Origin of the sequence: Cellulophaga sp. Hel_I_12, assembly GCF_000799565.1 — a bacterium.
Classification (GTDB): Bacteria; Bacteroidota; Bacteroidia; order Flavobacteriales; family Flavobacteriaceae; genus Cellulophaga.
This window is the reverse complement of record NZ_JUHB01000001.1, coordinates 1993521-2005834: the sequence shown is the minus strand read 5'-3', so window position 1 is coordinate 2005834 and position 12314 is coordinate 1993521. Positions and strand designations below refer to the sequence as shown.

General features: G+C 35.5%; 10 protein-coding genes. 4 read left to right on the top strand and 6 right to left on the bottom strand.

Annotated features, from left to right (window positions below; translation table 11 throughout):
• Window positions 1–5 precede the first annotated feature (5 nt).
• From GQ45_RS08880 to GQ45_RS08865, 4 genes are all read right to left on the bottom strand, one after another.
• Window positions 6–800 carry an undecaprenyl-diphosphate phosphatase gene (locus GQ45_RS08880; protein ID WP_047416892.1) on the bottom strand — a complete coding sequence of 265 codons (795 nt, stop codon included), beginning with the start codon at window positions 798–800 and terminating at the stop codon, window positions 6–8.
• Window positions 801–1064 (bottom strand): DUF3098 domain-containing protein, encoded by a 264-nt coding sequence (locus GQ45_RS08875; RefSeq protein WP_047416890.1) that lies wholly within the window; start codon window positions 1062–1064, stop codon window positions 801–803.
• A gap of 147 nt (window positions 1065–1211) precedes the next feature.
• On the bottom strand, window positions 1212–2090 hold the full coding sequence (locus tag GQ45_RS08870) for an ABC transporter permease (protein ID WP_047416887.1): 879 nt from the start codon (window positions 2088–2090) through the stop codon (window positions 1212–1214).
• 138 nt (window positions 2091–2228) lie between these two features.
• A complete protein-coding gene (locus tag GQ45_RS08865; RefSeq protein ID WP_052188173.1) occupies window positions 2229–4097 on the bottom strand; it encodes a T9SS type B sorting domain-containing protein in 1869 nt (622 codons plus the stop codon).
• A gap of 162 nt (window positions 4098–4259) precedes the next feature.
• On the opposite strand from GQ45_RS08865, the gene GQ45_RS08860 reads away from it, so the two are divergent.
• The 3 genes from GQ45_RS08860 (at window position 4260) to GQ45_RS08850 (ending at window position 9592) form a co-directional block, all read left to right on the top strand.
• Entirely contained in the window at window positions 4260–7289 is a 3030-nt protein-coding gene (locus GQ45_RS08860) for a leucine--tRNA ligase (protein WP_047416862.1), read from the top strand.
• Window positions 7290–7644: 355 nt separating this feature from the next.
• Window positions 7645–8736 carry an alanine dehydrogenase gene (ald, locus tag GQ45_RS08855; RefSeq protein ID WP_047416859.1) on the top strand — a complete coding sequence of 364 codons (1092 nt, stop codon included), beginning with the start codon at window positions 7645–7647 and terminating at the stop codon, window positions 8734–8736.
• Between the two features lie 157 nt (window positions 8737–8893).
• Window positions 8894–9592 carry a zinc metallopeptidase gene (locus tag GQ45_RS08850; protein WP_047416856.1) on the top strand — a complete coding sequence of 233 codons (699 nt, stop codon included), beginning with the start codon at window positions 8894–8896 and terminating at the stop codon, window positions 9590–9592.
• A gap of 135 nt (window positions 9593–9727) precedes the next feature.
• Here the strand turns inward: GQ45_RS08850 and GQ45_RS08845 are convergent, their stop codons facing one another.
• Entirely contained in the window at window positions 9728–10198 is a 471-nt protein-coding gene (locus GQ45_RS08845) for an Lrp/AsnC ligand binding domain-containing protein (protein WP_047416854.1), read from the bottom strand.
• 268 nt (window positions 10199–10466) lie between these two features.
• Complete coding sequence (locus GQ45_RS08840) at window positions 10467–11840, bottom strand: saccharopine dehydrogenase family protein (protein WP_047416851.1); 1374 nt, start codon at window positions 11838–11840, stop codon at window positions 10467–10469.
• An 84-nt stretch (window positions 11841–11924) separates the two neighbouring features.
• Between GQ45_RS08840 and GQ45_RS08835 the strand changes: the two genes are divergently transcribed.
• Complete coding sequence (locus tag GQ45_RS08835) at window positions 11925–12311, top strand: DUF423 domain-containing protein (protein WP_047416850.1); 387 nt, start codon at window positions 11925–11927, stop codon at window positions 12309–12311.
• Window positions 12312–12314: the final 3 nt, after the last annotated feature.

Below are 12314 nucleotides of genomic sequence, written 5' to 3'. Positions count from 1 at the left end.
TATGTTTAAGCTAAATATCCGTAGGCAATAGCAACAAGGCCTACCATAAAACAGTAAATAGCAAAATAAGATAGCTTGCTTTTTTTGACCAATTTAATCATCCATGTACAAGCCGCTAAGCCGGCTATAAAAGCAGCGATAAAACCAGCGCCCATGGCTACATTATTTTCTCCTGTAAAAACTAAATCACCACCCATGACATCTTTAGCAATTTTACCCAAAATTAAGGGCACTACCATTAAAAAAGAAAATCGCGCAGCTTTTGTTTTGTCTACCCCAAGTAAAACAGAGGTAGAAATAGTGGCCCCACTTCTAGAGATCCCGGGCAACATAGCAATGGCTTGAGAAATACCCACTAAAAAGGCATTTTTAAAATTAACTTTTTTATCAGTGTCTTTCGCTTTATCAGCAAAATAAAGTAAGACTGCTGTTATAAGTAACATAGAACCTACAAAACGCACATTACCTCCAAAGAAGCTTTCTAATTGTTCTTCAAAAAACAAACCAACAAAGACTGCTGGTATCATGGAAATGATTATTTTCAATGAAAACTGAGTTTCTTCGTTCCATTTCAATTGAAAAAGTCCACTAAGTATTTCCCAAACATCTTTTCTAAAAACAACTAGGGTGCTTAACGCGGTGGCAAAATGAAGAATTACGGTAAACAAGAGACTCTCCTCAGGAACAGAATTGTCACCTAAAATAGCTTTTCCTAATTCTAAATGACCGCTTGATGAAACAGGTAGAAACTCTGTTAACCCTTGAATGATTCCAAGGATTATTGCATCTATAATTTCCAATTAATTCTTCTTTTTAGGATTCAATAAAATGGCGTAGACTTCAATTCCTAAACCAATTAAAACCAAGGTAGGGGCAAGTCTTATTCTTCTAAAATTATAAATTTCAGGGTTATAAACATTTGGATCGTTGCTGCCACCACCGCTCATTAAGATAAAACCAATAGTTATAAAGGCTAAACCGATAAACATGAAAATATAATTTTTCTTTTGAAAAATAAACTCTTGCTTCGATTCTGAATTCACATTGTTGTTTTTATTCGCCATGCTGCAAATTTATGTTATTTTTTTTTATGGTTTAAATTTGAAAATTTTCAATGATTGTGATAGATCTCTTGAACGATATTTTTACTTCAATTTTAGTTTTACAGCTTTTGTAGTTTTCAATGTCTTACTGCTTTTTTAACTTGAACTTTAATAATACAATTCGTCTGTTCTTAGATTTAAAAAACGTTGGGTAGCAAAATACGTGCTTACTAATGAAATTAAAACCCCTAAAACAAAAACACTTACCAACAAAATAATAAGAATAACAGGGTCATTCATTAATCCAAATTCAGGAAAATTCTCGTGTACATAATAAAGTACACCTGTTAAAGCAACGATGGCTAAAAAAGCACCTAACATGCCTAATTTTATATTAATCCAAAGAAATGGTTTTCGAATAAATAATTTTGTAGCCCCTACCATCTGCATCGTTTTGATAATAAATCGCTTTGAATATATCGATAACCTGATAGAGCTGTTGATTAATAAAACTGCAATAAATGTGAAAATACCACTAGCAACTAAAATCCAAAAACTAATTCTTTTTACATTTTCATTTAATAAACCAATTAAAGGCTTGTCGTAACTCACTTCTTGCACATAGTCTTTCTCCGTAATCTCTGCAGCAATTTCTTCTAACTGTTCAGGGGTCACAAAGTCTGCTTTGAGTTGCACATCAATCGAATTTTTTAGTGGGTTGTAGCCTAAAAATTCTTGAAAATTCTCTCCAATATCTTCACTGTGTTGCTCTGCGGCTTCTTCTTTAGAAACATAGGTAGCAGTTTTCGTATAATCAGCCATGGCTAAACTTTTTTGAAGTTGGTCTACTTCAACCTGTTTTGCATTGTCTTTTAAAAAAACCGATATGGTAATTTGTTCCTTAAAGTGATCTGCCATTTTTTTAGTATTTAAGACAAGCAATCCTAAAATTCCTAACAAAAATAAGACCAAACCAATACTTAAAACTACCGAGAAATAACTCGATATTAATTTTCTTTTTTGATAACGCTCAAATGATGTACTCATAAGTATAGAAAATAATATGGTAAAAATAGCAAAGTATATTCAGAACTTGTTTAAACTTTAAGCATTTGTTAAACCTAGAGGCCTTGAAAGACTTTTTTTATTTCTACAACTGGTTTTTTTTGTTCTAACATTTAAAATTTATCGTTTTAAAGTAAAATGACCTTGATACGTTTTTTGGTCTATTTTTATCAAATACCAATAGTCATCTGCTGGTAAATTCTGGTTATTAAAAGTGCCATCCCACCCATTAGAAGAATTTTGAATACTTTTTAAGAGTTTACCATACCGATCATAAATTGTGATCTCGTAGACGTCATAAAAATCAATTCCGGTAATACTAAATGTATCATTTTCACCATCACCATTGGGTGTAAAAAAATTAGGAATTACTAAATGAAAGTAGGTTATAGAAGTTAGGCCACAGCCGCTTTTTTCTCTGGAATAAATGGTGTACAAGCCACCTACTACATTAGTAAAAATAGGACTATCTTGATAGTTAAAGCCATCAATAGAATACTCAAAACTACCTGATTCATTTTCAATATTTAAAATAATATCATTGCCTTTGGATTTTATTTCTTGAATTTTTGGAACCTCAATTTGGGCTATGCTTATCGTTTTTGTGCTGGAACAGTTTGTGCTGTTGGTGACATTTACTGTATATATTCCTGCTGCTGAAACTGTAATTGTTTCTGTCGTTGCACCAGTACTCCATAAATAGGAGACATTCTGTAAGTTTGCGGATAAAACTATCGTTTCACCTTCGCAAAAATCAAAATTTTCATCAGTGACTACGGGTAAATCAACAAATTGAATGTTAACACCTGTTCTTCCGGCAGAAGGGCAGTTGCCTAAAGAGCTTCTTGCCTCTGCATAATAAGTACCTGGTGCAGTAGGGCTATATGTGGGGCTATTCTCTTGTAATAGGGTACCACCAAAAGGCGCATCATACCAATTGACTAAAATAGTTGAAGGCACACGCACACGAACTTGTTTTGGCTCGTTTATACAGACGGTAACATCGCCATTACTAATGGGGTTTGCTGGTGTCGCTATAATTAGAATATCAAAAATTTCTGAAACTGAACTGCATAGTGGGTTGGCTAAATTAATAGCATCTTCAGCAACTTTCACTCGGAAATAGCGTGTTGTTGTTAAAGCAGGTGTGGTATAAGATTGATTTGTTGCCCCGAGAATATCTGTCCAATTAGTAGCATCAAAACTTTCTTGCCATTGGTATGCATGCGAATTATAAATAGAAAAATCTGGTGATGCTGTTAATACTGTAGCTACAGGGCCATTTTCTTCACAAGCTTCTATGTAATTCGCATTTTGAGTATCCTTTATTTCAATAAAATCTCCACAAGTTCTAAAAACGATATCATCAATAGCCAAATCATTTCCACAGCCGCCAATTTCATTGTTCAGCATTTTTAAAATCACCGAAGTTTGACCAGGAATGGTTTGAAAAACCAAACCGTATTGTTCCCAAACAGCAGTGCTTTTATTAGCGATTTGACCCGTATCTCCGGAGGCTAATAAATTTGTATCCGTGGCGTCCCAAATTTGAAATTTTACGTTGATAGGGATCCCGTTACCATTACAACTACCCACTGGAAGTAAATTTAAGAGCCACGATGAAAATTCATAAGAGGTATTTTCACAAAGTCCTGTTACTGTTCTCCTATAAAACTCTCCCGCTGTAAAACCGGCATTGACAATTAAGCTTTTTCCATTGGTGTCATTTGGTGTGTGGTCTTGCGCATCGTGCCAATCAAAAAAATTTGTTCTGTTTGAAATGGTATAGCTACCATCATCTGGTGTGCCATTTACAAAAGAGTAGGTAGTAATTCCAGGACCTAGTGCAGGTCCAGGCGTTGTTCCCGTTCCAAAGGTTTCCGTAAAAATAGGATCTCCTGAGTTTCCATTACAAAAGCCCAGTTGGGCCTTTAAAACCTGAGTAGATAGTCCTATACATAAAAAAAATAGTGTCGTAATCCTCTTCACGATTTAAAGATATGTTTTTTAAAAATTACACCACTTGTTTTATCGTTGATTAAGTTGGTTTTATAGTTTTTGGGATAGTTACATAATCTTTTTCGCCTTTGCTATATTAAACTTATTTTTGCAAGGCATAAAAACCGACTACGGTACTACAAACTATTCACGATGAACTACAATTTCACCGAAATTGAAGCCAAATGGCAAAAATATTGGTCAGACAATAAAATCTTTCAAGCTGACAACAATTCTGATAAAGAAAAATTTTATGTGTTAGATATGTTTCCTTATCCGTCTGGAGCAGGTTTACACGTTGGGCATCCATTAGGGTATATTGCTAGTGATATTTATGCGCGCTACAAAAGGCACAAAGGGTTTAATGTGCTGCACCCAATGGGTTATGACTCTTTTGGTTTACCTGCGGAACAATACGCGATACAAACAGGCTTGCACCCGGCAGTGACGACCTCTATTAATATTGATGGTTGTTTAGATGCCGATGGTAACATAATGCCAAAATACGTAAATGCAGACGGTAGCATAAAAAATGAAGCTTTAATCGATAAGAACGAAGCAACATTTATTAAGGATGAAAATTATCAAGAAAACATCATCAAAGGCTACAGAAAACAGCTCGACAAAATTGGATTTTCTTTTGATTGGAGTCGCGAAGTGCGTACCTCTAATCCTGACTATTATAAATGGACACAATGGATTTTTATTCAACTATTTAACTCGTGGTACAATAAAAATATTGATAAGGCAGAAGATGTAGCTACGTTGATTGCAATTTTTGAAAAAGATGGAAATCAAGCAGTACAAGCCGCTGCCGACGATACGATTGAAATTTTTTCGGCAAATGAGTGGAATGCTTTTGACACCAAAAAACAACAAGAAATACTGTTACAATACCGATTAACCTACTTAGCCGAAACTGAAGTAAATTGGTGCCCTGCTTTAGGTACTGTTTTAGCGAATGATGAAATCGTCAACGGGGTTTCTGAACGTGGTGGGCATACCGTGATTCGTAAAAAAATGACCCAATGGAGTATGCGTATTTCGGCCTATGCACAACGCTTGTTAGATGATTTAGCTAAAATAGACTGGCCACAGCCTTTAAAAGATTCTCAAACCAATTGGATTGGAAGGAGTAAAGGAGCGCAGGTAGAATTCAGAATTTTAAATTCAGAATTAGGCATTGAAGTTTTCACGACAAGACCTGATACCATTTTCGGAGTTTCATTTATGACACTTGCCCCAGAGCATGAATTGGTGACTACAATCACAACTCCAGCACAAAAGGCAGAAGTGAACGCCTATGTAGAAGCCACGGCAAAACGCAGCGAGCGCGATAGAATGGCTGATGTAAAAACCATTTCTGGTGCTTTTACAGGGGCTTATGCGGAACATCCGTTTACCAAAGAGCCTATTCCTATTTGGATAGGTGATTATGTCTTGGCAGGCTATGGAACGGGTGCAGTAATGTCTGTTCCTTGTGGCGATCAACGCGATTACGATTTTGCAAAACATTTTAATATTCCAATTCCTAATATTTTCAAAGATGTCGACATTTCTCAGGAAGCCTATGCAGATAAAGAAAAGACCATCATCAGCAACTCTGACTTTTTAGACGGATTGGGCTACAAAGAAGCCAGTGATACTGCGATTAAATCCTTAGAAACTTTAGGACAAGGACAAGGTAAAATAAACTACCGTTTGCGCGATGCTGTTTTTAGTCGCCAAAGGTATTGGGGAGAACCGTTCCCAGTGTATTATGTAAATGGAATGCCGCAAATGATTGATGCAAAACATTTACCTATAAAATTACCAGAAGTAGAGAAATATTTACCTACCGAAACAGGTGAGCCCCCATTAGGGAATGCCGATGTTTGGGCTTGGAATACAGAAAGCCATGAAGTGGTGAGTACCGATTTAATAGATCATAAAATCATTTTCCCCTTAGAATTAAATACCATGCCGGGTTGGGCTGGGAGTAGTTTCTACTTTAACCGCTACATGGACCCGAATACTAAAAACGAAATCTTTTCCAAAGAAGCGATTGATTACTGGCAAGATGTAGATTTATATATAGGTGGCAGTGAACACGCTACGGGGCATTTATTATATGCCCGTTTTTGGCAGAAATTCTTGTTTGATAAAGGCCTTGTTCCTAAAGATGAATTCGCCAAAAAACTGATTAATCAAGGGATGATTACCGGGACTAGTGCGTTTGTTTATAGAACTAAGATTGATGGAAAATTAACTTTTGTTTCCAAAGACAGAGCTGATGATTTGGGGAATTACCACGTTTCTGCTGATTTCGATGGCGATTTAAAATCTGAAAATTATGATGCTTTGCAGAAAATACATGCAGACGTCCACTTTGTAAACGCATCTGATGAATTAGATATTGAGGCATTCATAAATTGGCGACCAGAATATAAGGATGCTGTTTTTGTAAAAGAACAAGACGGTACTTTTAAGGTTAGTAGGGAAATTGAAAAAATGTCGAAATCTAAGTACAATGTGGTAAGTCCTGATGCTATTTGCAAAGAATACGGCGCTGACAGTTTGCGTTTGTATGAAATGTTTTTAGGGCCATTAGAGCAATCAAAACCATGGAATACTGCGGGTATTACGGGTACACATGGTTTCTTAAAGAAATTGTGGCGTTTGTATCATACAGGTCCAGATAATGCATTTCACGTAACAAGCTCCTCCCCTTCAGAGGGCTTGGGAGAGGCTCTTAAAACTTTACACAAAACCATCAAAAAAGTAGCAGAAGACATAGAGAATTTCTCTTTTAACACTTCGGTTTCTACCTTTATGATAGCCGTGAATGAACTTTCTGCTCAAAAATGTACCAACAGAGAAATATTAGAAAATTTACTTATTTTAATTTCGCCTTACGCACCCCATATAGCCGAAGAATTGTGGCGTAAATTGGGGTATACCGAATCTATTTCAAGGGCTCCTTTTCCAAAATTTGATGGTCAATATTTGGTAGAAAGCAGTAAGGAATATCCGGTCTCTTTTAATGGTAAAATGCGTTTTAAACTAGAGCTGCCTATGGATTTTTCTAAAGAACAAATAGAAGAAGCCGTGATGGCTCACGAAAAAACACAACAACAATTAGACGGGAGAACGCCTAAAAAACTTATTATTATTCCGGGTAAAATTATAAATATTGTAGGCTAATATTGGTAAGGCATTGCATATGCATTTAGGTGTGTAGGCCTTGTGGAGTAGGGTATCAAGGAACTAATGTTTTGTTGATATTCATAAATTAAAAGCAAGCATTTTAATATTTAAGTAAAGCAATGTTGTACTTAGTGTTAAAAGACTGATTATTAGTTAAACTGAGACAATTTTACGACGTATTGTTTTTTTATTATAACTATTTGTAGCAATTTTGGAGGGACTAAATAAATAGGCATTAGCGTAGAAAAACTATAGCTTTTTCTGGCTTTTACGAATAGTTTTGAGACGTCGTGATACTAAAAATTTGACCCTAGTAAGTCAATCGAAGAAATAAATTAAAAAATAGCAAGGTATGATAGTAGGTATTCCTAAAGAAATTAAAAACAATGAGAGTCGTGTAGGCATGACTCCAGGTGGTGTTTACGAATTAATTAAAAACAATCACCAAGTATATGTGCAATCGACCGCTGGCGACAATAGTGGTTTTTTAGATGAAGCTTATATTGAAGCTGGAGCGGTAATTTTAGAAACTATAGAAGAGGTCTATGCTATAGCCGAAATGATTGTCAAGGTAAAGGAGCCCATACAGGAAGAGTATAGCTTAATAAAAAAGGGACAAATAGTATTTACCTATTTTCATTTTGCATCAAGCGAGCCCTTAACAAAGGCGATGATAGAGAGTGGTTCAGTATGTATTGCTTATGAAACGGTTGAAGATAAAGAAGGTGGTTTGCCTTTATTAACACCAATGTCTGAGGTGGCAGGAAGAATGTCAGTACAACAAGGAGCCAAATACCTAGAGAAGCCCGTAAAAGGCCGTGGGTTATTGTTAGGCGGTGTACCAGGGGTATCACCAGGTAAAGTGTTGATTTTAGGAGCGGGTGTTGTTGGTATGCAAGCCGCTAAAATGGCTGCAGGTTTAGGGGCTCAAGTAACTATTTTAGATATAGATATGAAGCGTTTACGTTACGCCAACGACGTGTTACCTGCGAATTGTGTAACTGAATTTTCAAATGAATACAATATTAGAGCACATGTACAAACGCATGATTTAATTATAGGTGGTGTTTTACTAAAAGGTAAAAAAGCACCAAACCTAATTACACGTGACATGCTTAAAACCATGAAGTCAGGTGCTGTAATCGTAGATGTGGCAGTTGATCAAGGTGGTTGTGTAGAAACAACAAGGCCTACAACCCATGAAGATCCTATTTATATTATTGATGAAATAGTACATTATTCTGTGGCGAATATGCCAGGTGCAGTGCCCTACACGTCAACTTTAGCATTAACTAACGTGACTACGGCTTACGCTATTAAAATAGCCAATATGGGATGGAAAAAGGCCTTAGCTTCTGATCCAGGACTACAAAAGGGGTTGAATATATCTGAAGGAGAAGTAGTTTATAAAGAAATTATAGAAGCTTTCGATTGGGTATCCTAAAAGTGTAACTTTTAGTTGAATGCCGGAATAAAATCCTGACAAATTTTCCTTTTTTTTAGATTGGAAAATTTGGCGGGATTTTTGTTTATATACTGTTAAGAGATAGTAAGCAAAATGAAAAACTTTACTATATTTATTTTTTTAAAGCGATAAAATTATGATGATATATTGGATATTGATAGGGGGAATTGCCCTAGTAAGTTGGTTGGTGAGTAACAAATTAAAAAGTAAGTTTAAGCATTATTCTCAAGTTCATTTGCGAAATGGCATGAGTGGTGCTGAAATAGCAGAAAAGATGTTGTCAGATCATGGTATTCGTGACGTAAAAGTGATTTCCACAGCCGGAATGTTGACCGATCATTACAATCCTGCTAACAAAACAGTGAATTTAAGTGAAGGGGTTTATAATCAAAGAAATGCTTCGGCTGCCGCTGTTTCAGCTCATGAAGTAGGTCACGCTGTACAGCATGCACAGGCTTATGAATGGTTAACCCTGCGTTCTAAATTGGTACCCATAGTGAGTATTACTTCTAGCATGTCTATGTGGGTTGTTTTTGGCGGACTTATGTTAGGCGCCGCCGCAGGTGTTGGCTTAGGCTATTATGTCGCAATTGCTGGGCTTATAATGATGGGTATGGCTACACTTTTTAGTTTTATTACTTTGCCTGTAGAATATGACGCGAGTAACAGAGCTTTAGCATGGTTAAAGGCTAAAAATATAGTGACGCCCGAAGAATATAAAGGTTCAGAAGATGCTTTAAAATGGGCGGCAAGAACCTATTTGGTGGCTGCTATTGGATCTTTAGCGACCCTGGCCTATTGGGCTATCCAAGTATTTGGAGGTAGTAGGGATTAATAAAAACAAGTTGATAATATAGCTATAAAAGAAAGAACTCTAAAAACAAGAGTTCTTTTTTTTTACTAGGTGATTACAAATAATATCCTTGTGTGCTTTAGCGGCAGCTATACTTACGGCACTTTATGGCGTTTATTAAATGGTAATCTGCCGTTCTATTTGTTGATCGAGAGATATAAAGGTTTCGGTTCTTGATACGCCACCTATTTGCTGAATATTATTATTGAGCACCTGCATTAAATGCTCATTGTCTCGACACAATACTTTGATTAAAATAGACCAATTTCCTGTGGTATAGTGACATTCTAATACTTCAGGAATTTTTTCTAGCTCTTTTACAGCGAGTGGGTTACTCATAGCTTTATCCAAATAAATACCTACATAGGCCATGGTAGAATAGCCTAATGCTTTTGGATTGATCATAAATTTAGAACCTACAATTAAGCCAGAATTTTCTAATTTTCTAAGTCGCTGATGAATGGCTGCTCCCGAAATTCCAATATTTCGCGCAATTTCTAAAACAGGTTTACGCGCATCAGACATTAAAAAGCGTAAAATTTTCTTATCGATACCGTCAATCTTGACATTTTCTTTGGTAGACTTCATTTTTTATGGTTCCTCTTTTTTAGTAGCTATGTACATGTCAGCGCAAGTATTTTTTCCTTTATACATCAAAAAAACAGAGAGCTTTTTTTCAAAGTAAAAAGTGCTGCATAGGATACGTTTTGAATGCCCTATTATAACGTTTAAATTCCCAAATTAGAATTTAAATAGTGCATATGGTAGTTAAAAACACAGAATATATTTCATTTAAAATTAAATATAGCTAATTTGTTTTAATTAGGAAGGATATTTCTTAAAATGGTATAAAAATTTAACCTGCTACCGATTCTGGATTATATCCCAAATAAGGAACTTCAATTTCTTTAAAAACAACCCCGTAGTTCGTTAATTCGTCAAGAATAGGTTCATAAACCTCTTTATGAAGCGGAATTTGAACACCAGCCGTTGTTATTTTTTTATTGAGGATGAGTAAGGTGGCGATAGCAACAGGAAGGCCGACGGTTTTTGCCATTGCGGTATGGGTTCTGTTTTCGCCAATAACAACCATATGTGAGTCTATTTGTTTCTTTTCACCTTTCAACTCGTATCCAAATTTATGATACATGACAATCATATCTTTATCGGTGTCCGCTAAAGTCCAACTATCTTCTAATATTTTTTGTAGAATTTGAGCAGGGGTTGCATTTTTTAAAGTTATTTTTTTATTCGCATCAAATAAATTTAATTCGAGCAGTTTTTCCCACATCACATCATCCTGATCAATTTTAAGGTAATAGCGCAGTTTTAGTTCTACACTATCTGTTGGGGAGTAGGGTAGAAAATGATTTACAAATTCTCTATAGCTCATCCCTTCAGAATTCTCAATAGTATAGCTATCATCGGTAAGTCCAAGTTGTACAAACATATTCCACGCCTTAGAAAAACCAACACGCCGTATCGTTCCTCTGTACAAGGTTAATACGTTAGACAGGCCATACGCTTCTCTATATTTTAAAGAATCGCGATTCGCATAAATTTCAAACTTTCCATAGCCTTCAATGCTTATAAATTCTGTTCTTCTAAATAATTTATGATAGGGTATATATTTATAGGTGCCTTCTTGAATAAATTTAGCAGTACCTCCTTGACCAGCAACTACGACATTTCTTGGGTTCCAAGTAAACTTATAATTCCACAAGTTGGTATCACTTTCCGGAGCGACTAAACCACCAGTAGAAGATTCGAACAAGAGTAATTTACCTCCTTTTTCTTTAATTTTATTGATGATTTTTATGGCGCTCATATGATCCACACCTGGATCGAGACCAATTTCATTCATAAAGACTAAACCTTTATCTTTTGCTTGTTGATCTAAACCTTGTATTTCATCACTCACATAAGAAGCTGTTACTAAATGTTTGCTAAATGCAATGCAATCTTTTGCGACATTCATATGCAAACTCGCAGGAAGCATCGATATCACTATAGCTGCTTTTTGAATTAGTTTTTGTCGGTCAGGGGTATTAAAAATATCTAAACAAACCACTTCAAAATTAGGGTGCTGCTTAAACTTTACAGGAATGGTATCGGTATTTACATCCGCTATGGTTAACTGCAACTGCTCTTGCTCTGCTTTCTCAAAAAAATAATCTAATAGGTAAGAAGTTGATTTTCCTGCACCAATGATGAGTATGTTTCTTAGCATAGTTTTGTATCTTTATAAGAGAAATCAATTAAAATAAAAAAAGCAACAATTGTTATATTTGTAAAAATAACAATCATTTTAGTTATGAACAAAACAATTTTTAGCACTGGAATTTTCTTTGGAATAGTAGCCGTTATTTTAGGGGCTTTTGCCTCGCATGGTTTAAAAAATTTAATAAGCACTGAAGCTATGGAGACTTTTAAAACTGGTGTTACGTATCAAATGTATCACGCACTTTTATTATTGGTCTTAGGCGGGCTTACGAAAATACCAGAAAAAAGTAAAAAACTGGTGTATTGGATGCTTACTATAGGGGTGGTGTTGTTTTCATTTTCGATTTATGCTTTAGCAACAAATGCATTAACAAGTTTTGATTTTAAGGTTATTGGACTAATTACACCGATTGGTGGAACGCTTTTAATTGCCGGTTGGGCGCTACTAGGAATCCGTTGTTTAAAAGATTTTAAATAGATA